This window comes from Stenotrophomonas sp. YJH_SMC_120 (assembly GCF_059368675.1).
Genome location: NZ_JCAFRY010000001.1, coordinates 234,361 through 258,627, shown reverse-complemented (window position 1 = coordinate 258,627; position 24,267 = coordinate 234,361). Strand labels below are relative to the sequence as shown.

The window sequence follows — 24,267 nt, the reverse complement described above, 5'->3', positions numbered from 1 at the left end:
ACGGTAGTGCCGGCCGCCGGCCGGCATTGCCGGGTTGCCGGCCAGCGGCCGGCACTACCAGAAGCGGGGCATGTGCCGTGCTTGGTGGGTATCGACCGTTGGTCGATACGCGCTACAACCACTTCGCGCGCTTGAACAACCGGTACAGCCCCACGCACACACCGCCCACGCCAACGATCATCAGCGGGTACGACCAGGGTTCGCTCAGCTCCGGCATGTGACTGAAGTTCATGCCGTACCAGCTGGTGATCAGCGTCGGCGCGGCGAGCAGCGCAGCCCAGGCGCCCAGCCGCTTGACCGTCTCGCCCTGCGCCAGTGTCACCAGCGAAAGGTTCACGCTCAGCGCGGTGCCCAGCATCTCGCGCAGGGTGTCGATCACATCGCTGATGCGCACCGCATGGTCATGCACGTCACGCACGTAGAGCTTCACTTCATCGGGAATCAGTTCGCCCTGGTAGCGGCGCAGCTGCGCCAGCACGTCCTGCAACGGCGCCACCGCCATCCGCATCTTGTTCAGTTCGCGCTTGAGCTCGTACAGCCGCACCACCGTGCTGCGCTTGTAGGTGTCGGCGAAGATGTCCTTTTCCAGCAGGTCCAGGGTGTCGCGGAAGCGGTGCACGATCGGCAGGTAGTTGTCGACCACGAAGTCGGTCACCGCGTACAGGCAGTACGACGGGCCCATCTTCAGCAGCTGCGGCTCGCGCTCGACGCGTGCGCGCACCGGCGCGTAGGACAGCGAGGCGCCGTGGCGGACCGTCACCAGGAAGCGCGGGCCGAGGAAGGCATGGGTTTCGCCATACTGGATGCGTTCGTCGACCATCTGCGCGGTGGTCACCACCACGAACAACGAGTTGCCATAGGTCTCGACCTTGGGCCGCTGGTGCGCGTTGCGCGCATCCTCGATGGCCAGGTCGTGCAGGCAGAATTCTTCCTGCAGTTTCAGCAGCACGTCTTCGTTGGGGTCGTACAGGCCGACCCAGACGAAGCCGTTGCCGCTGGCAATGACATCGCTGATGGCATCCAGGCTGATGTCGTGGCGCTTGCCCTCGTCATCGTAGTGGACGCAGTTGATGACGCAGGTAGGGTTGGCCGAAGCGGGGGCGGAAGCGGAGGCGGGCAATGACATGCCCGCCATCGTGCGTCAGGGCCGTGTTTCGGACAAGTGAGGACGACGCGCCAGCACCCACGCCAGTGCCATGTGCACCGGCAGCAGCAGCACGATCCACTGCACGTTGTACTGCGGCTGCAGGCTCAGCCAGTGCAGCACCAGCGCGGCCACCGCCTGTACCGCCAGCAGCCACAGCACGATCCTGAACATGCGTCCCGGCACGCGCCGGCGCAGCAGTGCGATCGCGCCCGGCAGCAGCAGCACGGCCAGTGGCGAAAGCAGCAGCAGGTTGCGGTTGGCCCATGCGGCGTAGTGGATGCTGAAGCCCCACAGGAACACCAGCACGCCACCGAACAGGGCGCACAGCAGCCAGAACGGCAGGGCCAGCCCGGCCAGCAGGCGCGGGCGGTTGCGCAGCGCCAGCACGCCAGCGGCGATCACCAGGCCACATAGCAGCCACGGCCACCAGCGGCGTGCGAACTCCTTCGGCTCCGGATCGATGCGGTGCGGCAACAGTTCCTGTTCGGACTGCACCAGCGGCCGGCCATCGCTGTTGCGTGCCTGGCGCAGGGCATCGGCCAGGCGCATCGGCACGAACGCTTCCTGCCAGCGCGACAGCGGCTGGTCGGCGAACGGTCCGAGGCCCACGTCGAAGCCCAGCCACATCCATGGTGCCGGCGAGGCCAGACGGACCGATTCACTGCGATAGGTGTTGCCACGCGAGCGCCCCGACAGCTGCGACTGCAGGCCGCCGCCGAGTGCCTTGTCCAGCGTGTCGCGCACCATCGTCGCGCAGTTGGCAGTGTAGTAATCGTAGTGGTAACGCGCGTTTTCCGGCTTGGCCCGCTCGGCCAGGCCGGCGGCCAGCGAGCGCGCCTGGTCCGGGCGCAGGTCCAGCCATTGCACGCTGGCGCCACGGCCGGTCTCGTCGTAGTACGACAGGTCCTGCTGCAGCGGCAGCGCCACCAGGTAGTACATCATGTCGCCGCGCGCGAAGCGGCTGACGAAATCGTCCTCGGACGGATCGAAGTAGCCGAAGTTGTACGAGGTCGCTTCACCGCTGAGCGGATCGACCACCACGATGGCGTCATGGCCGAAGCGTTCGAAGAACACCGTGCCCGGCTGCATGGTCACCACGCCGATGCGCGGAGCAGGGGCTTCAGCGCTGGCCGCGGGCACGGCAGGTGTGGCCGGCGCCGGCTGCGCGAAGGCGGCCAGCGGCAGGGCCATGGCCAGCACGTAGAGTGCCAGCCACACCATGAGGATCAGGCCGCGGCGCTTCAAGCGTCGTCCTGCGCGTCCGGCGGCAGCACGGTCACGTGGAAGGCCTGTACCCGGCGCGCATCGGCGCGGGCCACGCGGAACATGAAGCGGTCCAGCGCCAGCTCGTCACCGACTTCCGGCAGGTGGCCCACGGCCTCGGTGACCAGGCCGCCGATGGTGTCGTAGTCCTCGTCGGAGAACGTCGCGCCGAATCGCTCGTTGAAGTCGCCGATTGGGGTCAGCGCGTCGACCACGTACTGGCCGTCGGACTGGATCGCGATCTGCGCCGAGGGATCCTCGGCCTCGTCATGCTCATCGTCGATCTCGCCGACGATCTGTTCCAGCACGTCCTCGATGGTGACCAGGCCGGCGACACCGCCGTACTCGTCCACCACGATGGCCATGTGGTTGCGCGACAGGCGGAATTCCTTCAGCAGCACGTTGAGCTTCTTCGCTTCCGGGATCAGGACCGCCGGGCGCAGCAGCTCGCGCACGTTGGCCGGACCGTTGTCGGCGACCACGCCGCGCAGCAGGTCCTTGGCCAGCAGGATGCCAAGGATGTCGTCCTTGTTCTCGCCGTGTACCGGGAAGCGTGAATGGCCGGATTCGACCACCTGCTTCATCAGTTCCAGGAAGGGCGCTTCAACCGGCAGCGAGACCATCTGCGAGCGCGAGATCATCACGTCGCCCACGGTCAGCTCGGCCACCGAAATGGCGCCTTCCATCATCTTCAGGGTATCGGCGGCGATCAGACCCTCTTCCTGCGCGGTGTGCAGGACAGCGACCAGCTCGTCGCGGGTATGGGGTTCGCCGGAGAAGGCGGAGGTCAGGCGTTCAAGCCAGCCGCGCTTCTTTTCACTGTGCTCCGCAGGGGAGCTACTACTGTCGTCTTCTGACATCTCTGGAAAAAAGGCACCCGGCAGGCCGGGCGTTGACCCAAGTCTAGCAGGATGTGACGGCCTGTCAGTGACTGCCGGTGGCCGGGGCTGGGGCGGCCGCGGCCGGCGCCTCCTCGGGCAGGTCCAGGCTGTAGGTGCAGCCGGCCAAAGTCTTGCCCGGGTGGGAGGCCACGGTGGAGACGCTGAGGATGATCGACTCGATCTGGGCCTCGCCGGTCTTCGGGTCGGTCACGTCGCGGCTGACCAGTTCGCGGCCGGCCATGAACTTGCCGTCCTGGTCGTAGCCGGTCTCCAATTCCAGCCGTTTGGCCAGCGGGCGTGGGTCGGCCTGGTCGAGGACGGCCATGACGCTGGCGCCGGCCACCGCCACCCGATCGGTCTGTTGGCCGAAGACGGTGATCGGGCTGGCCAGCCGGAACTCGCTCATGAACTGGTTGCCCTGCGGCAGCGGCTGCAGGCCCTGGGCCACGGCCTTCAGCGGATCGGCCAGCAGCGGCGCCAGCGCGGCCTGCTCGGCCACGCCCTGGCGGCATTCGATCAGGGCCGGCAGGTCCAGGCGGGTGGCGAAGGCGGAGGGAGCGGCGAGGGCACAGAGCAGGGGCAGACAGCAGCGCAGTGACACGGTCGGTTTCCGCAGGCGAGGGGCCGCCATCATAGCCCCGGCGAGCGCCGGAACAGCCCGCTGAGAAGGCGCAGGAAACCGGTCATCGCCCGCCGTACGACCATCAGTGAGAGAGTCAGCACAACCGCAAGCATGGCGACCTGCATCGATTGCCCCGCGATGCGCGCCACCGCCGGCCACAGGCCCGGGCTGGTCAGCCAGGGCATCAGTTCCGCCGCGGCTGTCCTGGCCACTTTCATGTAGATCACGGCCAGCACGAACAGCACCAGCAGCGAGGTGCGGCTGGCGTGGAAGAACGGGAGTGCATTGGCCGGCCTGCCAAGCCACTGCTGCAGCAGCGTTCGCCACAGTACTGGCAGGGTCAAGGCACCGACCAGTATCAGCACCATCGACGTTTCCCAAAGCCCCGGCAGGTGGGCGGGTTCAGCTCTACCTGTGAGGTGCGGGCCGAACATGCCGATCGCCAGCCCGGCCAGCAGGCACACGGGCGACAGCAGGGCCAGGCTGCGCAGCAGCCAGTGCCTGCCGCCGGGGTCGCGGGCGCTGATGCGGCGCAAGGTGTAAGCGCCCAGCACCAGCAGGCCCGCGAGCAGGCCGGGGGCCATCGCAAACGTCGTGAAGCTGTTCCCTGGGTTCATCCTTTTTCCTTCCGCGTCCTGGCCGGTGTTGAACAGTAGCTCAGCGCATGGGCTGGCACTCCAGCCGTGGCGCAGTCAGGGCGGATTCCAGCGCGTGGCCGCTGGGTACCAGCGCAGCCTGACCGGGTAGCCCAGTCGCGCCTGCAGGTGGTCACGCACGGCCGCCGCCGTCGCGCGGTTGGCTGGGGTATCCCGCAGCTCCACCTCCAGCTCCCCGGTCTTGACATCCAGGCCATGGCCGAACAGGTCGGGCAGCTGGGCCCGCAGCCAGTCCTGCTGTGCGTGCAGGCGGCGCGTCATCTCCGCTTCGGTCATCGCGGCGCCGGTGATGTAGCGCACACGTTGCGGGCCATCCGCCCCTGGATGTGTCTCATCGGCCTCGGGTGCGGCGCCTGTCAGTCGCACGACAACGTTCCAGCCCCTCGCATTGTCCACCCATATGCCGGCCAGACGTGCCGCGTGCCGCGCTTCCAGGCGCTCGATCAGTGCCCGTTGCTGGGCAGTGGCGACGATGTTGCGGGTGTCGCGCTCGCTGCTGCCGAAGAACGCCCGTAGTTCGGCGATCTTTGCGGCGATGTCGGCCTCGCTGTCGCTGGCGGGGAACGGTGAGGGACGGTCAGGATCGGGCATCAGGCCTGCCCCGGACTGCAGTAGCGCGGCAAGCACAAGTGCGGGCAGGGTCATGCTGCGCTCCTCTTCCGTGAGTGCGTGGGCTCGGAACAGGGCCCGGTGTCAGCGCTCGCCCGCGTAGGGGTCGTCGATGCCCAGCTCGGCCAGGATCTCCCGTTCCAGCTGTTCCATCGCTTCGGCTTCCTTGTCGTCCTCGTGGTCCCAGCCGAGCAGGTGCAGCACGCCGTGCACGGTCAGGTGCGCGTAGTGGGCGTTGAGCGCCTTGCCCTGTTCGTCGGCCTCCCGCGCTACGACAGGTGCACAGATCACCAGATCGCCGAGCAGCGGGAACTTGACGCCCTTGGGCAGGCCTTCGGGCACTTCGGCCGGGAAGCTGAGCACGTTGGTGGCGTAGTCCTTGCCACGGTAGTGGCGGTTCAACGACTGGCCTTCCTTGGCGTCGACCACGCGGATGGCCAGGTCGGCCTCGCGGATGCGGCCCTTCAGCGCGGCAGCCACCCACCTGCGGAAGCTCACTGCCGCCGGCAGGCCGGCACGCGGCAGGGCATAACTGACGGCGACGTCCAGTCGCACGGGACCACGGGTCATGGAGTTGCTCCAGGTTGGATCTGATGCAGGTCGCGGCGGTCGTAGGCGCTGACGATACGCGCCACCAGCGGGTGGCGGACCACGTCGCGGGATTCGAAGAAGGTGAAGCTGACACCCTCCACGTCGCGCAGCACATCGATGGCGTCGCGCAGGCCCGACTTCACGTGCTTGGGCAGGTCGGTCTGGGTCAGGTCACCGGTGACCACCGCGGTGGAGCCGTAGCCGAGGCGGGTCAGGAACATCTTCATCTGCTCGATGGTGGTGTTCTGTGCTTCGTCCAGGATCACGAACGCATCGTTGAGCGTGCGGCCGCGCATATAGGCCAGCGGCGCGATCTCGATGACGTTCCTTTCCAGCAGCTTGACCACCTTCTCCACGCCCATCATCTCGTACAGGGCGTCGTACAGCGGTCGCAGATAGGGATCGACCTTCTGGCTCAGGTCGCCAGGCAGGAAGCCCAGCTTCTCGCCGGCTTCCACCGCGGGACGGACCAGGATCAGCCGCTGCACCCGCGATTCGTTCAGTGCTTCGACCGCGCTGGCCACGGCCAGGAAGGTCTTGCCGGTGCCGGCCGGCCCGATGCCGAAGTTGATGTCGTGGGTTGCGATCTGGTGCAGGTAGCGGGCCTGGTTGGCACCGCGCCCGCGTACCGTGCCGCGCTTGACCTTGATCGCCACCTCCTGCGCTTCGTAGGAGCGCTCGGCGATCTGCTCGACATTGGCCTGCGCCAGGCGCAGGTGGATGGCGTGGTTGTCGAAGGTCGTTTCGCCGGCTTCGGCGTACAGCGCTTCAACCAGCTTCTGCGCCTCGACGATGGCTTCGTTCGGCCCGCTGATGCGGAACACGAAGCCACGGTTGGCGATTTCCACGCCGAGTTTCAGTTCGATCTGCCGCAGGTGCCCGTCGAACGGGCCACACAGGTTGGCCAGCCGTTCGTTGTCTTCCGGCGACAGGGTGAAGTCTCGATGCTCGATGCTTTTCATTGCTTCGGGTGGGGCGGACGCCTTCCACCGCAGTGTATTCAGGGGAGACAAGGGTAGCGCGCGTGCGGGGCACACGGCCAGCAGACGGTCGATACAGCGTTCTCCACACCCGGTGTGGACGGGGCGCGCGAAAACCTGTGGATAGACCTTCGCAATGCTTGTGCCACAAGGCCCATGAGGTCCTGGTGAAAAAAACGTCATGGTCGCTCGTCGCTTCGGCAACACTGCCACGGGGGGCCTGCACGGGGGCATTCATCGTGACGACAGTGCAGGTTTCGTTGCCGGGCGAGCAACAAAGCCGCGCGCTGGCGGATTTCCACAACGGTTGTGGAATGATGCCGAATCAACCTGTGGATAGGTGGTGCGGAGCCTTGCAGCAAAAGGCGTGCCCGCGCGTGGCGAAAAAACCGCCAGGGCTGATCGGAATCATTGAGGGTGCACGGGGCACATGGCACCGTGTCGCCGTCGCAGGAGGGGATGGCATGGGCATCGGCAACGGGATGCGAGGAATCGGACTGGCGGGCATCGGCCTGCTTGCCGGGTGTGGGCAGTCGACACCGACTGCACTGGGCACGCTGGAGTGGGACCGGATCACGGTGCCGGCACCGGCGGCCGAAGTGATCGCCACGGTGGAGGTGCGCGAGGGACAGCAGGTCAAGGCCGGCGCCGTGCTGATGCAGCTCGACCCGGCCCGCGGCGACGCGCAGTTCGCCGCAGCGCAGGCTGATACGGCGCGTGCGCAGGCGCAGCTGGAAGAACTGAAGATCGGCCCACGCCAGGAGCAGATCGCGCAGGCCCAGGCGCAACTGGCCGCGCTGCGCGCGCAGGCTGCCGAAGCAAGTGCCTATTACCGACGGGTCCAGCCGTTGGCACAGCAGCGCTTGATTGCCGCCGCTGAGCTGGATCGTGCACGTGCCGCCGCCGGCAATGCCGAGGCCAGCGTGCGTGCTGCCGAGCAGGCCTGGCTGGAGCGGGTGCACGGCAGCCGTGTGCAGGATATCGCCCAGGGCCAGGCCACCGCCGATGCCGCGCAGGCGCAACAGGCAGTGCAGGCCGTGAACCTGCAGAAGCTGCAATTGCGTGCGCCGCGCGACGGCGTGGTCGATGCCTTGCCTTACCGGCAGGGCGACCAGGCGCCGGTCGGCGCGCCGCTGGCGGTGATGCTGGTCGGCGAGCGCCCCTATGCGCGCGTCTACCTGCCGCAGCCATTGCGGTTGCAGGTCAAGGTCGGGCAGGTCGCGCAGGTGCACCTGGCAGGGCAGGGCACTGCGTTGAAGGGGCATGTGCGCTCGATCCGCAGCGAGCCGTCATTTACGCCGTACTACGCGTTGACCGGTGACGACGTCGCGCGCCTGAGCTACCTCGCCGAGATCGAAGTGGACGACGCCGCCGACATGCAGAAGCTGCCGGCGGGAATGCCGGTGCAGGTGACCTTCTGAACACCGGCAACGACATCGCGGTGCATGCCCAGGGCCTGACCCGCCGCTTCGGCGATCTGCTGGCCGTGGACAATGTCGACCTGACCGTGCCGCGTGGCCAGGTCTATGGCTTCCTGGGCCCGAACGGGTCGGGCAAGTCGACCACCATCCGCATGCTGTGCGGCCTGCTGGAACCGAGCGCCGGCCAGATCGAGGTGCTCGGCCTGGCCGTGCCGGAGCAGGCCGAGGCACTGCGCCGGCGCATCGGCTACATGACCCAGCGCTTCTCGTTGTATGAAGACCTTTCGGTGCGCGAGAACCTGGAATTCCTCGCCGCCATCCAGGACCTGCCGCGTACGCAGGCCCGGCAGCGGGTCGACGAACTGCTGCAGCAGTACCGTCTCCTGGACCGGCAGCCACAGCTGGCCGGCACCCTCAGTGGTGGCCAGAAACAGCGCCTGGCGCTGGCCGGCGCCGTCGTGCACGCACCCGAGCTGTTGTTCCTGGACGAGCCGACCAGCGCGGTCGACCCGGAGTCACGCCGCGATTTCTGGGAGGCCCTGTTTGAACTTGCCGACGCCGGTACCACCGTGCTGGTATCGACCCACTACATGGACGAAGCCGAGCGCTGCCACCGGCTGGCGATCCTCGATCGAGGCGCGCTGGTCGCCGATGGCACGCCGGCCGAACTGTGTGCACAGCTGGACGGCCGCACGTTGCAGGTCACGTCGGCGCAGCCGCGGCAGGTCAGCCGCGCGTTGTCTGAGCTGCCCGGCGTGCTGAGCGTGGCACAGATCGGCACGCAGCTGCGCGTGCTGTGCAGCGAGGGGGCCGCCGATACGCCAGCGTTGCGGCGCGCGCTGGCCAGCGCCGATCCGCAGGCCCGCATCGAGGCGGTGGCGCCGAATCTGGAAGACGTCTTCGTCGCCGCCACCCGCGGCCGTGGCCGGGAGCCAGCGGCATGAACCTGCGCCGGCTGTGGGCGATCATGCTCAAGGAATTGCGCCAGCTGCGCCGCGACCGCATCACGCTGGCGATGATCGTCGGCATTCCGGTGATGCAGCTGCTGCTGTTCGGCTACGCAATCAATCTCAACCTGCGCCACCTCGACGCCGGTTTCGCCGACCACGCCAACAGTGCGGCGTCACGCGCGCTGGTGCAGGACATGGTCGCCACCGGCGTGATCACGCCGCGCAGCGAAGCCTATACGCCCGACCAGTTGATGCAGGCGCTGCGGCGTGGCGAGATCAGTGTCGGCATCGTGGTGCCGGCCGACTTCGAGCGCCGTCGCTTCGATGGACGCGAGGCGGTGCAGGTGCTGGTTGATGGCAGCGACACCGTGGTGCAGAGCGCGGCGATCCAGCTGGCGCAGGTGCCGCTGGAGACGCGACCGACCAGCAACACGCGGCCGCTGCGCGAAGGCAGCATCGCCGATGGTCCAATCAGCGTGACCAGCTTCTACAACCCGCAGCGGCGTTCGGCGGTGAACATCGTGCCAGGCCTGATCGGGGTGATCCTGACCATGACCCTGGTGATGTTCACGGCGGTGGCGGTGGTGCGTGAACGCGAACGCGGCAACATGGAGCTGCTGATCGCCACACCGGTGTCGCGCAGCGAACTGATGGTGGGCAAGGTGCTGCCCTATGCAGCCATCGGCCTGCTGCAGACCACGCTGGTGCTGGTGCTGGGCACCTGGCTGTTCCAGGTGCCGATCCGCGGCAGCCTGCTCGATATCTACCTGGCCGCGGTGCTGCTGGTGCTGGCCAACCTCGCACTGGGGCTGCTGATTTCCACGCGCGCGCGCTCGCAGTTCCAGGCGATGCAGATGACCCTGTTCCTGTTCCTGCCGTCGATCCTGCTGTCGGGCTTCATGTTCCCGTTCGCGGGCATGCCGCGGCCGGTGCAATGGCTGGCCGAAGTACTGCCGCTGACCCACTTCCTGCGCCTGGTGCGCGGCATCATGCTGCGCGGAGCGTCGCTGTGGGAGCTGTGGCACGACGCGCTGGCGCTGCTGGCCTTCATCGCGGTGATGATGACCCTGGCGATCCTGCGTTTCCGCAAGCGACTGGATTGAGGCATGCCGACCAACGGTCGGCATCCACCCCGGTGGGTGCCGACCGTTGGTCGGCGCACCTTATTCCGCCACCACGCGCGCGCGCAGCGAATTGGTCAGCGCCTCGGTAATCACCACATCCACGAACTGGCCGATCAGCCGCGCCGGCGCAGGGAAGTTCACCGAACGCATGTTCTCGGTCTTGCCGGTCAGTTCGTTCGGGTTCTTGCGCGAAGGGCCTTCCACCAGCACGGTCTGCACGGTACCGACCATCTTCTCGGAGATGCCGGCGGCGTGCGCATTGATGCGCTCCTGCAGGCGCGACAGGCGCGCGTGCTTTTCGGCATCGCTGATCGTGTCCTCCAGGTCGGCCGCCGGGGTGCCCGGGCGGCGCGAATAGATGAAGGAGAAGCTGTGGTCGAAGCCGATGTCCTCGATCAGCTTCATGGTCTTCTCGAAATCGGCATCGGTTTCGCCGGGGAAGCCGACGATGAAGTCCGAGCTGATCGAGATGTCCGGGCGCACCGCGCGCAGCTTGCGGATCTTCGACTTGAATTCCAGTGCGGTATAGCCGCGCTTCATCGCCGACAGTACGCGGTCGCTGCCGGCCTGCACCGGCAGGTGCAGGAAGTTGGCCAGCTGCGGCACGTCGCGGAACGCATCGATCAGCGAGTCGCTGAACTCCAGCGGGTGCGAGGTGGTGAAGCGGATGCGGCCGACGCCGTCGATCTCGGCGATGGTCCGGATCAGCAGACCGAGATCGGCGAACTCGCCATCTCCATAGGGGCCGCGATAGGCATTGACGTTCTGCCCGAGCAGGTTGATTTCGCGCACGCCCTGCGCGGCCAGCTGCGCCACTTCCACCACCACGTCCTCGAACGGGCGGCTGACTTCGGTGCCGCGGGTGTAGGGCACCACGCAGAACGAGCAGTACTTCGAGCAGCCTTCCATGATCGACACGAACGCCGAAGCGCCTTCGGCACGCGGTTCCGGCAGACGGTCGAACTTCTCGATCTCGGGGAAGCTGATGTCCACCTGCGGGCGCTTCTGCTCGCGGCGGGCGCGGATCAGCTCCGGCAGCCGGTGCAGGGTCTGCGGGCCGAACACAAGGTCCACGAACGGCGCACGCTTGATGATCGCCTCGCCTTCCTGCGAGGCAACGCAGCCGCCCACGCCGATGATGACCTCGCGGCCCTTGTTCTTCAGGCCCTTCCAGACGCCGAGCTGGCTGAACACCTTCTCCTGCGCCTTCTCGCGGATGGAGCAGGTGTTGACCAGGATGACGTCGGCGTCTTCCGGGGTATCGGTCAGTTCCAGGCCATCGCTGGCGGCGAGCACGTCGGCCATCTTGGCCGAGTCGTACTCGTTCATCTGGCAACCGTGGGTCTTGATGTACAGCTTGCCTTTCACCTGGTCGGGCTTGCGCGGACCGGCGGGCAGGGCAACGAGCGGGGCACCGCCCGGCGGGGCGGGCGGAAAGACGTCTGGCGTCCCGGTCATGGCGCTTAATCCATTCGGGTGGCGGGAAAGCCGGCAATTCTACCTGCATCCCGGCGCGTGCGCCGGCCCAGTAGAGCCAGGCCATGCCTGGCTGTATTCATCCACCCATGGCGAGGATCTACTGGAACTGCGGGTCCGCCCCCCGGCCGCGCCCGCCGGCACGCCTCAGGCCGCCACCAGCTCCGCATCGATCTGCCGCGAACGGTCGAACGCGGTCATCGCGCTCATCCGTGCGATGTAGTCAGCCGTGGCCGGCGCCGGCTGTACCAGGCCAAAGGCCGTGGTCCACGCCAGTGCATTGCCCCACAGCACGTCGGCGGCGCTCATGACCTCGCCCAGCAGGTACGGGCCCTGCGCCAGCTGGGCCTCGACCACCTGCAGCACGGTCTCGGCATCGTTGTACGGCGACATCAGGCGCGGCGGCGGCTCGCGGTGCATCGCCTTGTCGATCATCGCCGGCTCGAAACAGGCGCCATAGAAGGCCATCCAGCGCAGATAGGGCCCGCGCAGGGCGTCACCGATCGGCGGCGCCAGCCCGGCTTCCGGATACAGGTCGGCCAGGTACAGGTAGATCGCCACCTGCTCGGTCACCAGTGCGCCGTTGTGGACGATGGCCGGCACCTTGCCCATCGGGTTGATGGCCAGGTAGGCCGGGGCCAGGTTGGCGCCGGCTTTCAGGTCCAGCACCTGCATGCGGTAGTCGGCACCCAGCGCTTCGAGCAGGGCCACGGCGCCGCTCGAGCGGGAACGGGCGGCGTGGTACAGGGTGATCTGGCGTGAATTCATGGCATTGCTCCTTGCGGTGGGTGGTGAACTGGAGCCATCCTGGGGCACTATTGCGGACGACTTCTGTCCTCGATCCTTCATGCGCCATACCGCCCATCGTCTGCTGCGCCTGATCGCCCTGCTGCAGGCCCGCCGCCAGTGGTCCGGGGCCGAGCTGGCCGAGCGCATGGGCGTGGACCGGCGCAGCATCCGCCGTGATATCGAGCGCCTGCGCGAGCTGGGCTATCCGGTGCAGGCCTCGTCCGGGGTCGGCGGCGGCTACCAGTTGGGGGCCGGGGCCCCGGTGCTGCCGATGCTGCTGGACGAGGAGGAGGCGACCACCCTGGCCATCGCCCTGCGCGCAGCCTCGGCCACCGTTGCCGGGATCGACGACACCGCGCGTGGCCTGTTGTCCAAGCTCGATCCGCTGGTGCCGACCCGTCGTCGCCGGCAGGCCGGCGAGGTGCATGCAGCGACGGCCACCCTGTCCGACCTTCCGTCCACCGACGCACGCCTGCTCGGGCGGCTGGCCCAGCACTGCCGACAGGCGTCACGGCTGGCCTTCGAGTACCGCAGCGCGCAGGAAGCCGTCACCCAGCGCGAGGTCGAGGCCCAGCACCTGGTCAATTACGGGCGACGCTGGTATCTGCTTGCCTGGGACCTGGGGCGGCAGGACTGGCGCACCCTGCGCGTGGACCGCATGGGCGCCGTACGTGAGTGCGCCGGGCCGGGCCTGCACCGGCGCACCCCGGCGCCGCCCGATGTGATGGTGCGGCAGGCGGTCAGCCAGGCGCCGTTCGCGCTGCAGGCCATCCTCCGCCTGTCCGGCAGCCATTCCGAGCTGGAAGGCCGCATCCCGCCGTGGTGTGGAGTGCTGGAAGCGGATGGCCCCGACCACTGCCTGCTACGCATGGGCGCCGAGAGCCGCGGCATGATGCTGGCGCAGATTCTCAGCCTGGACCGCCTACCCGTGGCGCTTTGGACCACCCCGCCGGGCCTGCGCGACGAACTGGCACAGCGCCTGGCGGGCCTCGGCCAGCTGCTGGCTGTGCCGCCGGTCACAGGCTGAGCCACGTCGCTTGGCAAGCCCCGGCGAAGCTGGGACACTCGCCGCCATGAAGGGGATACTGGGGACAACGGCGATCATCATCGCTGCGCTGACCGCTGCGCCGGCCAGCGCTGGAACCCTGTACAAGTGCCAGGGCGCTGACGGCGTCACCAGTTATGTGAGCAAGCGGGTGGCCGGCGCGCGCTGCAGCACCATCAGCTACACCCGTGACACCCGCCCGGCACCTCGACCGGTGGTGGCCGCGCCCAGGCCGGCACCGACCACGGTGGCCAGCATCGAACGCAACCCGGTGGCCGTTGCCGCGAGTGCCGCAGCGCCGGCAACGGTCGCGCCTGCGTCCGTGCCGGCATCCGGTCCCGCACAGCCGGTCGCCTCGCGCAGCGGCCGCATGGTCAGCGGCCAGGTCTATTCCTTCATGAAGGATGGCGTGCGCCACTACACCAGTGCGCGCCCGACACAGGTGGCCAACCTCGGCCCGGTCCGGACCATCCGCTACAGCTTCATGGAGCGCTGCTATGCCTGCGGGGTCAATCCACGCGTGGACTTCGGCACCGTGCGACTGAACACCTCGGCCTTCCAGGCCGAGATCACCTCGGCCGCGCGCGAGTTCGGCGTGGAGGAGGCGGTGGTGCGCGCCATCATCCATGCCGAGTCGGCCTACAACCCGACCGCGCTCAGCCGTGCTGGCGCGCAGGGCCTGATGCAGCTGATGCCGCCGACCGCCGCGCGCTTCGGCGTAAGCGATTCCTATGACGCCGGGCAGAACATCCGTGGCGGCGTGCAGTATCTTGCGTGGTTGCTGAAACGCTTCAATGGCGACCTGACCCTTGCCGCAGCCGGCTACAACGCTGGCGAAGGCGCGGTCGACCGCCACGGTGGCGTGCCGCCCTACAGCGAGACCCAGTACTACGTGCGCCGGGTCGGGCAGCTGGCGGAGCGTTACCGCACCGCCCTGAGTCACCAGTAGGTGCCGACCGTTGGTCGGCACTCCTTTGAAAGGTAGTGCCGGCCGCTGGCCGGCAACCCCGCAATCAATGTTGTTGCAATGCGTTGTGTGGCGCGCGACGGTTCCGCTACACTCGACCGTGATTCAATGCGGCTCTGGCCCCCACCGGATCCGCTGGCAGCCTTAAAGCTACCTAATCAATATCGGAGTGCCGGATGGCCAACGATGGGGTACACGATCCAGTCAACACCGGACGTCGGCGTTTTCTTTCTGCCACCACTGCTGTGGTTGGCGCCGTCGGCGTCGGATTCACCGCAGTTCCTTTCATCAAATCCTGGAACCCCAGTGCCCGCGCCAAGCTTGCCGGCGCACCGGTGGTGGCCGACATCAGCGCCCTGCAGGAAGGCCAACGCCTGATCGTGGAATGGCGTGGCCAGCCGATCTGGATCGTCAAGCGGTCCAAGGCGATCCTGGACGCGCTGCACGGGCTGGATGGCCGCCTCAAGGACCCCGAGTCCGGCGAGAAGGACCAGCAGCCGGACTACGTGCTGAAGCAGAACCCCGAGCTGCGCTCGATCAAGCCGGACATCTCCGTGCTGGTCGGCCTGTGCACGCACCTGGGCTGCTCGCCGGAAATGGTCGCCGAGATCCGGCCCGAGCCCTACGACCCGCAGTGGAAGGGTGGCTACTTCTGCCCCTGCCACAAGTCGCGCTTCGACATGTCCGGACGCGTCTTCAAGGACGTGCCGGCGCCGATCAACCTGAAGGTGCCCGCGCACCATTACCAGGACGACAACACCATCATCATCGGTGTCGATCCGCAGGGGGCTGCCTGATGGCCAATATCCTCGCCCGTACCGCCAGCGGCGTCGCCGACTGGGTCAACGCCCGCGCGCCCGGCCTGATGCCGGTCTACCGGAAGCACGTCAGCGAGTACTACGCGCCGAAGAACTTCAACATCTGGTACTACTTCGGTTCGCTGGCGCTGCTGGTGCTGGTCAACCAGATCGTCACCGGCATCTTCCTGACGATGCACTACAAGACCAGCGCCGCCGAGGCGTTCGGCTCCATCGAGTACATCATGCGCGATGTGGAGTGGGGCTGGCTGATCCGCTACATGCACTCCACCGGTGCCTCGCTGTTCTTCATCGTGGTCTACCTGCACATGTTCCGTGGCCTGCTGTACGGCAGTTACCAGAAGCCGCGCGAGCTGGTGTGGATCCTCGGCATGCTGATCTACCTGGTGTTGATGGCCGAAGCCTTCATGGGCTACGTGCTGCCGTGGGGCCAGATGTCGTTCTGGGGCGCCAAGGTGATCATCTCGCTGTTCGGCGCGATACCGGTGATCGGCAACGGCCTGACCGAATGGATCATGGGCGATTACCTGCCCAGTGACGCCACGCTCAACCGTTTCTTCGCGCTGCATGTCATCGCCCTGCCGCTGGTGCTGTTGCTGCTGGTGGTACTGCATCTGGGCGCGCTGCACGAAGTGGGTTCGAACAACCCCGATGGCGTGGAGATCAAGAAGGGGCCGAAGGGCAACCGCTGGTCGCCGAACGCACCGGCCGATGGCATCCCGTTCCACCCGTACTACACGCTCAAGGATGGCGTCGGCGCCGGTTTCCTGCTGATCATCGCCGCCTTCATCATCTTCTTCGCGCCCGGTTTCGGCGGCCTGTTCCTGGAGCACGACAACTTCACCGAGGCCAACCGCCTGGTGACCCCGGAACACATCAAGCCGGTCTGGTACTACACGCCTTACTACGCGATGTTGCGCGTGGTGCCGAACAAGCTCGGTGGCGTGCTGGTGATGTTCTCGGCCATTGCGATCCTGTTCCTGGTGCCGTGGCTGGACAAGGCCAGGGTGAAGTCGGTGCGCTACCGCGGCTGGATCTCGAAGGTGATGCTGGGCGTGCTGGCGGTGTGCTTCGTGTGGCTGGGCGTGATTGGTTCCGGCCCGGGCACCGACGTGCACGAGACCTACATCGGGCGGGTGCTGACCTTCCTGTACTTCGCGTTCTTCATCACCATGCCGCTATGGACGCGGTTGGACAAGACCAAGCCGGTACCGGAGAGGGTGACCACCCATGACTGATCGCTGGATGGTCCGGTTGGCCCTGACGGCCACCCTGATGCTGGGCAGTTTCCTGGCCTCCGCCGCCGAAGGTGGCACCAAGCTGCTGCAGGCCGGCAACGATCTGGGCGACCGCGCTTCGCTGCAGCGCGGCGCGCAGCTATACATGAATTACTGCTCCGGCTGCCACGCGCTGAAGTACCTGCGCTATTCGCGGATGGCGCAGGACCTGGGCCTGACCGAGGAAGAGGTGATGAACAACCTCAACTTCACCGGCTCGGCGATCGGCGACCCGATTCCGGTGGCGATGCCCAAGGAGAACGCGGAGAAGTGGTTCGGCAAGATGCCGCCCGATCTCAGCCTGATCGCGCGTGTGCGGGGCAGTGACTGGGTCTACACCTACCTCAAGTCGTTCTATCTGGACAGCAGTCGCCCGCTGGGCTGGAACAACGCGCTGTTCGCCAATGCCTCCATGCCCAACCCGCTGTGGGAGATGCAGGGCCTGCAGCATGCGGTGCACGGCAAGGCGGAAGCGCCCGGCATGGACCCGCCGGTGACCGGCCTGAAGATCGAAACGCCCGGGTCGGTCGATGCCGGGCAGTACGACCAGGCGGTGCGGGACATCACCAACTTCCTCGAGTATGCCGGTGAACCGGCCGCGCTCAAGCGCCAGCAGCTGGGCGTGTGGGTGATCCTGTTCCTGGCCCTGCTCACCTTCCTGCTGTACCTGCTGAAGAAGGAATACTGGAAGGACGTTCACTGAATCTGCCGCCGGCCATCTCACGGGCCTATTGGCTTTTGTGATGGTCGGTTGCACACTCGGGGAGGAGTAGACCGCCGGCACGGTGCCGGCGGCGCCGATGCGGCAGGCGGTCTCCTGTCGTGGGAGAGCCTTTGATGGCGGCGAGCGTACGCATGCGCAATACACTGACGCTGTTTTCCTCGAACGACGATGTACTGTGCCACCGTGTACGCCTGGTCCTGGCGGCCAAGGGTGTGACCTTCGACTTCGTTCCGGTCGATCCACAGAACCCGCCTGAAGACCTGATCGACCTCAATCCGTATCACTCGGTGCCGACCCTGGTCGAACGCGAGCTGGTGCTGTACGCCGCATCAGTGGTCAGCGAGTACCTGGACGAACGTTATCCGCATCCGCCGCTGATGCCGGTCGATCCGCTCTCGCGTGCGCGCATCCGCCTGGCGATGCTGCGCATCGAGCACGACTGGGTGCCACAGGTGCAGGCCATCCAGCTCGGCAACAAGACCCAGGCCGAGGCTGGCCGCAAGCGCCTGAAGGAGCTGCTGACCGCCTCGCTGCCGCTGTTCAAGGCCAGTAAGTTCTTCCTCAACCCGGAAATGAGCCTGGCCGACTGCGCGATGGCGCCGATCATCTGGCGCCTGCAGTCGCTGGACGTACCGCTGCCGAAGGACGGCAAGGCGATCGAGGACTACGGCAACCGCATCTTCCGCCATCCGGGCTTCGTCCGCAGCCTGACCGATCAGGAAAAGAAGCTGCGCGATCTGCCGGTCTGATCCGGGCCTGCGTTACCCGTCTGCACGCCGACCGGCGTGCAGGTGATCCGCCCCGGCGGGGCGCCGGACGCGTACACTTCACGCATGACCGAAGACTTCTTCCACATGACCAGCCACCGCCCGTACCTGCTGCGGGCGCTGGTGGAATGGATCAACGACAACCAGCTGACCCCGCACATCCTGGTCGACGCCGGCGTTCCCGGCGTGCAGGTCCCGCCTTCGGCGGTCAAGGATGGCCGGGTCGTGCTCAACATCGCCGAACGTGCTGTCGTGCGACTGATGATCGACAACGAGATGGTGAGCTTCTCGGCGCGCTTCTCCGGTACCAGCTACCCGGTGCAGGTGCCGATCAGCGCCGTGCTGGCCGTCTACGCCCGCGAGACCGGGCAGGGCATGGCGCTACCGGATGACATCCCGGGCAACGAGACCGCTCCGACCAGCGATGAGCTGCTGCACGAGGAAGGCACGCCGCCGGACGATACGCCGCCAGCCAGCCCGCCGCCGAAGGGGCGCCCGAACCTGCGCGTGGTCAAGTAACCAGGTAACGGTGGGTGCCGACCATTGGTCGGCACGCATTCAGCCCTTACACATCCTCGGCATCGTCCACATCCGCGCGGATCTGGCTGATCCGCGCCGCGCCCGGACCAGTGAATGAGATCAGCTGGTCGCCGCGCAGCACCATGCGGCCCACGTGGCGATCGATGCCGTCGTAGGAATACTCGAACTTGAAGGTACGTTCGAAGCCGAGCCGGCCATCTTCGCCGCGCGACAGGCGCAGGCCGGTGGCGTGCACCGCCTGATCCAGCCATTGCACGTCGGCAGCACGGCAGGCATTGCGCCCCAGTTCGACCGCGCGCTCGGCGGCCGAACGCGCCGCGTTCCAGAAGAAATAGATGATTCCGCCGGCAATCAGCAACAGCAGCAGGGTGGGCATGGCGTCAGCCGTCAGGGGTCGATCCCGCAAAGATGGCGGCGAACGCGCGCGGGATCAAGCGCTGCACTCACCGCCGCAGCTGCGGTTCGCTGGACATCGGCTGCGCGGGCACGATGACCGGTTGAGGTGCCGGAGTGGGCTGCATCGGCGTCGCAGTGGGCGAGGGCATCACCAGCGGTGAGGTTGCAGTCAGCTGCAGCAGCGCTGCCCAGTCCTGCCGGTTGAAGCTGCATTCGTCCTCGCGACCTGGCGTGCAGCCGGGGTCGATGCCGGTGCTGTTGCGTTCGCGTGCCGGAGGCAGCTTGATCAGCCCCGTACGATCCAGCTGCAGCAACCGCATCGCTACGGTGTTCATCACGTTGCCACCGACCAGGTACAGGGTCTGGTCGCCGCCGAGGTTGGCCGCCACCACCACTTCGCAATGCGATTTCCAGTGGCCCACCGAGCCATTGCCCAGTGCCTGCACCAGCCCGCTGTAGCTGAGCGTGGTGCTGCGGTCGCGCAGGAAGCACAGCAGGTCGCCCGGTGCGGGTTTGGCCGTGGCTGGGTCGACCAGCCGGTACGGCACGCCCGAGGGGCCGCCCTGGTAGGCGGCACGGATGTAGTCGATGTGGCGTGGCGACGTATTGAAGCCAGGAACGCCGGACTGCACCATCACCCAGGAAATGTACGCGGCCGACCATGGGTTGTCGATCAGGAAGGCGCGGCAGTCGCTGTCGGTGTAGCGCGTGCCCAACGGCGCCAGGCAGCTGCTGGCGCCCGCGATGCTGCCCATCGCATTGAGTGTGCCGCTGTTGCGCCAGTAGCCGGCCACGCGCTGCCAGGCGATCAGGCCATTGTCTGCCAGGTGATCGCTTTCGGCCTCGGTGACGCTGAGGCTGGCGGCACGGCCTTCACGATCGATGAAGGGCCGGTACCAGAGCCGGTGCTCATTGCAGGCGGTGTTGCGGATGGCCACCGCCAACGGACTCAGGCCGAAGCGGGGCGGAACATCGCAGGCTTCGGCGGCCGCTGCGGACAACGGTGCCGCGGCCAGCAGCAGGCAGGCAGGCAAGAGCATCCGGCGCATGCGCGGCTCCTGTGGGGGATACCTCAGCGTCGCAGCGCTGTCGTGAACGCCGGGTGTGAGAACGGGGTCGGATCCCTTTTCCCATGGACAACGGATCGGCCCCCACGCCAGGCCTCAACCCGGCGGCGGGCCCAGCTTCAGCGACAGATCGATGGCCTGCACGTGCTTGGTCAGTCCACCGATGGAGATGCAGTCAACGCCGTCCTCGGCGATCGAACGCAGGCCACCCAGGCCCACGCTGCCGGATACTTCCAGCGGAATGCGGCCCGCCGTGATGCGCACTGCCTCGCGGCGCAGGTCGGGGCTGAAGTCATCCAGCAGGATGCGCTCGCAACCGGCTTCCAGCGCCTGGCGCAGCTGGGCCAGGTCCTCGACCTCGACCACCAGCGGCAGCGCGGGCCATTGCCGGCGCGCGGCGGCCACCGCCGCGGCCAGCGAACCGGCGGCACGGATGTGGTTTTCCTTCAGCATCACCGTGTCATAGAGGCCGAAGCGGTGGTTGTCACCGCCGCCACAGCGCACCGCGTACTTCTGCGCCAGGCGCAGGCCAGGCAGAGTCTTGCGGGTGTCGAGGATGCGCGTGCCGGTACCGGCCACCGCCGCCACGTAGCGGGCAGTGGTGGTGGCGGTGCCAGACAGCGTCTGCAGGAAGTTCAGCGAGGTGCGCTCGGCGCTGACCAGGCTGCGGCTGCGCCCGTGCAGCAGGGCCAGCACGGTGCCTGCGGTGACCGCGTCACCTTCGGAGACACGCCATTCGATGCGCACGTCCGGGTCGAGTGCGCGGTGGGTGGCGTCGAACCACGGACGGCCGGCAATCACCCCGTCCTGCTTGCACAGCAGGTAAGCGCTGTCGGCCTGGTCGGGCAGCAGGGCGGCGGTGACGTCGCCGCTGCCCAGGTCCTCGGCCAGCGCACGCGCGACATCGGCGGCGACAACGGCCGCATCCGGCGTCGGCAGCGCGCTCATGCGGCCGGGAAGTCGGCGATCTGGGCGGTCGGGATGGCTTCCTCGGCCAGCAGCACCGGGATGCCGTCGTCAACGCGGAACACCTGCTTGCGGTCGCGGGTGACCAGCGCTTCGCGCAGCGGCTGCGCCAGCGGGTTGCCATCGGCCTTGTTCACCGCGCCGACGGAAATGGCCTTGTTGAGGGCTTCCAGGCCCTTGCCATCCAGCAGGGACAGGGGCTGGCGGGTGTCCGGCGACACCAGCAGGTCGAGCAGCTTGCGATCCATGGTTCTTCGTCTTGCGTGGAAGATGGCTAGAATACGTCTTTAAGGCAGGTGACGGCCAATGACCCCCAACCCGATCGCGCCGCTTGTCGGCATCGTCATGGGTTCCCGTTCCGACTGGGAAACCATGCAGCACGCCGCCCAGAAGCTTGAAGCCCTGGGTGTTCCGTTCGAAGTGAAGGTGGTGTCCGCGCATCGGACGCCGGATGTGTTGTTCAGTTACGCCGAGCAGGCGGGTCCGCGTGGCCTGCGCGCGATCATCGCCGGCGCCGGCGGGGCCGCCCACCTGCCGGGCATGATCGCCGCCAAGACCGCCGTGCCGGTGCTGGGCGTGCCGGTGCAGTCCAAGGCCCTCAACGGCATGGATTCGCTGCTGTCGATCGTGCAGATGCCGGCCGGCATCCCGGTCGCCACCTTCGCCATCGGCAATGCCGGAGCGTCCAACGCGGCGCTGTTCGCTGCTGCGATGCTGGCCAGCGACCAGCCGTCGATCGGCCAGGCGCTCGACGCCTTCCGTGCACGCCAGACCGAAGACGTGATGGCCCACGACGATCCGCGCCAATGAGCCTGACCGTCGGCATCCTGGGCGGCGGCCAGCTCGCCCGCATGATGGTCCTGGCCGGTGCGCCGCTGGGACTGCGCTTCCAGCTGTACGACCCGGCGGCCGACGCCTGCAGTGGCCCGCTGGCGCCGCTCACCGTCGGTGCCTTCGATGACCGCCACGCGCTGGCGGAGTTCGCCGCCAAGGTCGATGTGGTCACTTTCGATTTCGAGAACGTGCCCGCAGACAGCGCGCAGTTCCTGGCCAACCGCGTGCCGGTCTATCCGCCGCCGGCCGCGCTGGCGGTGGCCCAGGACCGGTTGAGCGAGAAGACCCTGTTCCAGCAGTTGGGCATCCCGCTGCCGGCCTTCGCTGATATCCGCAGCCGTGACGAGCTGGCTGCGAAGGCGGCTGAGTTCGGCCTGCCGTGCATCCTCAAGACCCGCCGCCTTGGTTATGACGGCAAGGGCCAGTTCCGCCTGCGCAGCGAGTCCGACATCGACGCCGCGTGGGATGCACTGGGCGCGCAGGTCGAGCGAACCGGCCTGATCCTGGAAGGCTTCGTGGCGTTCCAGCGCGAGGTCAGCGTGGTCGCCGTGCGTGGCCGCGATGGCAGCTTCGAAGCCTGGCCGGTCACCGGCAACTGGCATGTCGACGGCGTGCTGTCGGCCAGCGTGGCACCGGCTGTGCTGTCCGATGCCGAGCAGCAGGCCGCGATCGGCTATGCCCGCCGTGTCGCCGAGCACCTGCAGTACGTCGGCGTGTTCGCGCTGGAGCTGTTCTGTCGCGATGGCGAGCTGTTGGCCAACGAGATGGCGCCGCGCGTACACAACTCCGGCCACTGGACCATCGAGGGCAGCGAGACCTCGCAGTTCGAGAACCATCTGCGTGCCGTGCTGGGCCTGCCGCTGGGCAGCACCCGCATGCTCGGCCACGCCTGCATGCTGAACTGGCTGGGCGCGATGCCGGACCCGGCACCGGTGCTGGGCCAGGCCAGCGGCCATTGGCACGACTATGGCAAGGAGCCGCGCGAAGGCCGCAAGGTCGGCCACGCCACGTTGCGCGATGACGATGCTGCCGCGCTGGCCGATGCGCTGGAGCAGGTCGGCCTGGAGCTGGATCGCCAGGCCCAGGTGGCGCCGGCGGTGCACGCGCTGCGCAATCGCTGAGTCCGGTAGTGCCGGCCGCTGGCCGGCAGTGCAACGCTGTGAAGCGCCGGTGCAGGCATCGGCGCAACATTCCCGGTGGTAGCGTGGAGCTCCTTTCACAGGAGTCACCCCCATGCTCGACTGGAATGCCTACCGCAAGGAACTGAAGGACCGTATCGGTGAGATCGGCAAGCTCTCACCGGATACGGTCAAGGGCTACGCCACCCTGGCCAACGCTGGCGCGCAGACCAACCACCTCGATGCGAAGACCCGCGAGCTGATCGCGTTGGCGGTGGCGGTGACCACCCGCTGCGACGGTTGCATCACCGTGCACGTGGATGCCGCGCTGAAGCACGGTGCCAACCGCGAGGAAATCGCCGAGGCGCTGGGTGTGGCGGTGTCGCTCAATGCCGGTGCGACGCTGGTGTACTCGGCGCGGGTGATGGATGCGGTGGCCGCGCACGAGAACGCGTGAAGCCACGCTCTGCTTTCCGGTAGTGCCGGCCGCTGGCCGGCAGATTCGCCATCTCTGTACACCGATGGGGATGCCGGCCAGCGGCCGGCACCACCCCGGGGCGGAGCCGTTGCCTCAGCGTAGCTGGCTCTCAGCGAATTCCCAGTTGACCATCTGCCAGAACGCGTCCAGATAGCGCGCGCGATCATTCTGGTAGTCGGTGTAGTAGGCGTGCTCCCAGACATCGCAGCACAGCAGCGGCGTGCTTTCACCCGTCAGCGGCGTGCCGGCATTGCGGGTCGCCTGGATGCCCAGCTGTCCGCCCGGATGCTGCACCAGCCACACCCAGCCGGAGCCGAACAGGCCCAGCGCGGTGCGGTTGAATTCCTCGCGCAGGCGCTGCACGTCGCCGAACTGGCGCTTCACCAGCTCGCCCAGGCGACCCTGTGGTTCGCCACCGCCACGCGGTCGCAGGCACTGCCAGTAGAAGCCGTGGTTCCACACCTGGGCGGCCGCATCGAACAGCTTGCCCTGGGCCTGGCGGACGATCTCTTCCAGTGACGCGTCTTCCCACTCGGTGCCGAGGATGCCGGCATTGACCGCATCCACGTAGGCGCGATGGTGGCGGCCGTGGTGCAGCTCCAGGGTCTGTGCGGACAGGTGCGGCTGCAGGGAGCCGGAAAGGTAGGGCAGGGCAGGCAATTCGACAGGCATGGACAGGTTCGTGGCCAGAGGGGCGGCGGCAGCCGGTTCCATCCGCTTACAATGGCGGCTACCGTGGGCAGTCTAGCCGACCACCGCGG

At 67.4% G+C, this 24,267-nt stretch carries 28 protein-coding genes; 13 read left to right on the top strand and 15 right to left on the bottom strand.

Translation table 11 applies throughout. The features are described from left to right. Window positions 1-112: 112 nt before the first annotated feature. From AC5P60_RS01465 to AC5P60_RS01430, 8 genes are all read right to left on the bottom strand, one after another. Window positions 113-1,135, bottom strand: coding sequence for a magnesium and cobalt transport protein CorA (locus AC5P60_RS01465; protein WP_005408825.1), 1,023 nt, complete (start codon window positions 1,133-1,135; stop codon window positions 113-115). 6 nt (window positions 1,136-1,141) lie between these two features. Then, on the bottom strand, window positions 1,142-2,392 hold the full coding sequence (locus AC5P60_RS01460; RefSeq protein ID WP_483692863.1) for a lipoprotein N-acyltransferase Lnb domain-containing protein: 1,251 nt from the start codon (window positions 2,390-2,392) through the stop codon (window positions 1,142-1,144). Further along, window positions 2,389-3,270 carry a CorC family transporter gene (locus AC5P60_RS01455; protein ID WP_005408827.1) on the bottom strand — a complete coding sequence of 294 codons (882 nt, stop codon included), beginning with the start codon at window positions 3,268-3,270 and terminating at the stop codon, window positions 2,389-2,391. The genes AC5P60_RS01460 and AC5P60_RS01455 overlap by 4 nt, the downstream gene beginning before the upstream one ends. Window positions 3,271-3,334: 64 nt before the next feature. Beyond that, window positions 3,335-3,922, bottom strand: coding sequence for a hypothetical protein (locus AC5P60_RS01450; RefSeq protein WP_172711786.1), 588 nt, complete (start codon window positions 3,920-3,922; stop codon window positions 3,335-3,337). Continuing rightward, window positions 3,922-4,530: a hypothetical protein gene (locus tag AC5P60_RS01445; RefSeq protein ID WP_111108360.1), complete on the bottom strand. Its 609-nt coding sequence runs from the start codon at window positions 4,528-4,530 to the stop codon at window positions 3,922-3,924. Before AC5P60_RS01445 ends, AC5P60_RS01450 begins: the two co-directional genes overlap by 1 nt. 75 nt (window positions 4,531-4,605) lie before the next feature. Then, window positions 4,606-5,214, bottom strand: coding sequence for a hypothetical protein (locus AC5P60_RS01440; protein ID WP_049402731.1), 609 nt, complete (start codon window positions 5,212-5,214; stop codon window positions 4,606-4,608). A gap of 48 nt (window positions 5,215-5,262) precedes the next feature. Then, on the bottom strand, window positions 5,263-5,748 hold the full coding sequence (gene ybeY / locus AC5P60_RS01435; protein ID WP_032966554.1) for an rRNA maturation RNase YbeY: 486 nt from the start codon (window positions 5,746-5,748) through the stop codon (window positions 5,263-5,265). Beyond that, window positions 5,745-6,731 (bottom strand): PhoH family protein, encoded by a 987-nt coding sequence (locus AC5P60_RS01430; protein WP_033834734.1) that lies wholly within the window; start codon window positions 6,729-6,731, stop codon window positions 5,745-5,747. Before AC5P60_RS01430 ends, ybeY begins: the two co-directional genes overlap by 4 nt. Before the next feature lie 482 nt (window positions 6,732-7,213). Between AC5P60_RS01430 and AC5P60_RS01425 the strand changes: the two genes are divergently transcribed. From AC5P60_RS01425 to AC5P60_RS01415, 3 genes are read left to right on the top strand one after another with little or no spacing between them, the layout of a single operon-like run. Next, window positions 7,214-8,170, top strand: a complete 957-nt coding sequence (locus AC5P60_RS01425; protein WP_483692862.1) for an HlyD family secretion protein — start codon at window positions 7,214-7,216, stop codon at window positions 8,168-8,170. A gap of 20 nt (window positions 8,171-8,190) precedes the next feature. Beyond that, window positions 8,191-9,114, top strand: a complete 924-nt coding sequence (locus AC5P60_RS01420) for an ABC transporter ATP-binding protein (RefSeq protein ID WP_033834736.1) — start codon at window positions 8,191-8,193, stop codon at window positions 9,112-9,114. Continuing rightward, the gene (locus AC5P60_RS01415; RefSeq protein WP_483692861.1) at window positions 9,111-10,223 is read left to right on the top strand and encodes an ABC transporter permease; all 1,113 of its coding nucleotides are present in this window, start codon (window positions 9,111-9,113) and stop codon (window positions 10,221-10,223) included. The genes AC5P60_RS01420 and AC5P60_RS01415 overlap by 4 nt, the downstream gene beginning before the upstream one ends. Before the next feature lie 60 nt (window positions 10,224-10,283). On the opposite strand, the gene miaB is transcribed toward AC5P60_RS01415, so the two are convergent. Next, window positions 10,284-11,702 (bottom strand): tRNA (N6-isopentenyl adenosine(37)-C2)-methylthiotransferase MiaB, encoded by a 1,419-nt coding sequence (gene miaB, locus AC5P60_RS01410; RefSeq protein WP_005408836.1) that lies wholly within the window; start codon window positions 11,700-11,702, stop codon window positions 10,284-10,286. Window positions 11,703-11,867: 165 nt separating this feature from the next. After that, complete coding sequence (locus AC5P60_RS01405) at window positions 11,868-12,488, bottom strand: glutathione S-transferase family protein (protein WP_012479667.1); 621 nt, start codon at window positions 12,486-12,488, stop codon at window positions 11,868-11,870. Window positions 12,489-12,567: 79 nt separating this feature from the next. Here AC5P60_RS01405 and AC5P60_RS01400 point away from each other — a divergent pair, with 79 nt between their 5' ends. The 7 genes from AC5P60_RS01400 to AC5P60_RS01370 all read left to right on the top strand — a co-directional run bounded on the left by AC5P60_RS01400 (window position 12,568) and on the right by AC5P60_RS01370 (window position 18,626). Then, complete coding sequence (locus AC5P60_RS01400; RefSeq protein ID WP_049454042.1) at window positions 12,568-13,536, top strand: helix-turn-helix transcriptional regulator; 969 nt, start codon at window positions 12,568-12,570, stop codon at window positions 13,534-13,536. 46 nt (window positions 13,537-13,582) lie between these two features. Further along, window positions 13,583-14,503 carry a lytic transglycosylase domain-containing protein gene (locus tag AC5P60_RS01395; RefSeq protein WP_005408839.1) on the top strand — a complete coding sequence of 307 codons (921 nt, stop codon included), beginning with the start codon at window positions 13,583-13,585 and terminating at the stop codon, window positions 14,501-14,503. A 194-nt stretch (window positions 14,504-14,697) separates the two neighbouring features. Continuing rightward, the gene (gene petA, locus AC5P60_RS01390) at window positions 14,698-15,318 is read left to right on the top strand and encodes a ubiquinol-cytochrome c reductase iron-sulfur subunit (RefSeq protein ID WP_004151998.1); all 621 of its coding nucleotides are present in this window, start codon (window positions 14,698-14,700) and stop codon (window positions 15,316-15,318) included. After that, on the top strand, window positions 15,318-16,577 hold the full coding sequence (locus AC5P60_RS01385) for a cytochrome b (protein WP_049454044.1): 1,260 nt from the start codon (window positions 15,318-15,320) through the stop codon (window positions 16,575-16,577). Before petA ends, AC5P60_RS01385 begins: the two co-directional genes overlap by 1 nt. Further along, window positions 16,570-17,319 carry a cytochrome c1 gene (locus AC5P60_RS01380; protein WP_005408841.1) on the top strand — a complete coding sequence of 250 codons (750 nt, stop codon included), beginning with the start codon at window positions 16,570-16,572 and terminating at the stop codon, window positions 17,317-17,319. Before AC5P60_RS01385 ends, AC5P60_RS01380 begins: the two co-directional genes overlap by 8 nt. 134 nt (window positions 17,320-17,453) lie before the next feature. Beyond that, the gene (locus AC5P60_RS01375; RefSeq protein ID WP_005408842.1) at window positions 17,454-18,089 is read left to right on the top strand and encodes a glutathione S-transferase N-terminal domain-containing protein; all 636 of its coding nucleotides are present in this window, start codon (window positions 17,454-17,456) and stop codon (window positions 18,087-18,089) included. An 84-nt stretch (window positions 18,090-18,173) separates the two neighbouring features. Further along, window positions 18,174-18,626 carry a ClpXP protease specificity-enhancing factor gene (locus AC5P60_RS01370; RefSeq protein ID WP_005412806.1) on the top strand — a complete coding sequence of 151 codons (453 nt, stop codon included), beginning with the start codon at window positions 18,174-18,176 and terminating at the stop codon, window positions 18,624-18,626. A 46-nt stretch (window positions 18,627-18,672) separates the two neighbouring features. Here the strand turns inward: AC5P60_RS01370 and AC5P60_RS01365 are convergent, their stop codons facing one another. The 4 genes from AC5P60_RS01365 to AC5P60_RS01350 all read right to left on the bottom strand — a co-directional run bounded on the left by AC5P60_RS01365 (window position 18,673) and on the right by AC5P60_RS01350 (window position 21,324). Beyond that, the gene (locus tag AC5P60_RS01365; RefSeq protein ID WP_005408844.1) at window positions 18,673-19,023 is read right to left on the bottom strand and encodes a DUF3301 domain-containing protein; all 351 of its coding nucleotides are present in this window, start codon (window positions 19,021-19,023) and stop codon (window positions 18,673-18,675) included. A 67-nt stretch (window positions 19,024-19,090) separates the two neighbouring features. Continuing rightward, a complete protein-coding gene (locus AC5P60_RS01360; protein WP_483692859.1) occupies window positions 19,091-20,092 on the bottom strand; it encodes a DUF2272 domain-containing protein in 1,002 nt (333 codons plus the stop codon). A 114-nt stretch (window positions 20,093-20,206) separates the two neighbouring features. Next, the gene (gene nadC / locus AC5P60_RS01355; protein WP_005408846.1) at window positions 20,207-21,058 is read right to left on the bottom strand and encodes a carboxylating nicotinate-nucleotide diphosphorylase; all 852 of its coding nucleotides are present in this window, start codon (window positions 21,056-21,058) and stop codon (window positions 20,207-20,209) included. Next, window positions 21,055-21,324 carry a Trm112 family protein gene (locus tag AC5P60_RS01350; RefSeq protein ID WP_049402738.1) on the bottom strand — a complete coding sequence of 90 codons (270 nt, stop codon included), beginning with the start codon at window positions 21,322-21,324 and terminating at the stop codon, window positions 21,055-21,057. The genes nadC and AC5P60_RS01350 overlap by 4 nt, the downstream gene beginning before the upstream one ends. A gap of 58 nt (window positions 21,325-21,382) precedes the next feature. On the opposite strand from AC5P60_RS01350, the gene purE reads away from it, so the two are divergent. From purE to AC5P60_RS01335, 3 genes are all read left to right on the top strand, one after another. Continuing rightward, window positions 21,383-21,886, top strand: a complete 504-nt coding sequence (purE, locus tag AC5P60_RS01345) for a 5-(carboxyamino)imidazole ribonucleotide mutase (protein ID WP_483692858.1) — start codon at window positions 21,383-21,385, stop codon at window positions 21,884-21,886. After that, the gene (locus AC5P60_RS01340) at window positions 21,883-23,031 is read left to right on the top strand and encodes a 5-(carboxyamino)imidazole ribonucleotide synthase (RefSeq protein ID WP_049454048.1); all 1,149 of its coding nucleotides are present in this window, start codon (window positions 21,883-21,885) and stop codon (window positions 23,029-23,031) included. Before purE ends, AC5P60_RS01340 begins: the two co-directional genes overlap by 4 nt. Window positions 23,032-23,143: 112 nt before the next feature. Next, window positions 23,144-23,485: a carboxymuconolactone decarboxylase family protein gene (locus AC5P60_RS01335; protein WP_483692857.1), complete on the top strand. Its 342-nt coding sequence runs from the start codon at window positions 23,144-23,146 to the stop codon at window positions 23,483-23,485. A 114-nt stretch (window positions 23,486-23,599) separates the two neighbouring features. Here the strand turns inward: AC5P60_RS01335 and AC5P60_RS01330 are convergent, their stop codons facing one another. Further along, entirely contained in the window at window positions 23,600-24,178 is a 579-nt protein-coding gene (locus AC5P60_RS01330) for a superoxide dismutase (protein ID WP_483692856.1), read from the bottom strand. Between the last annotated feature and the right edge of the window lie 89 nt (window positions 24,179-24,267).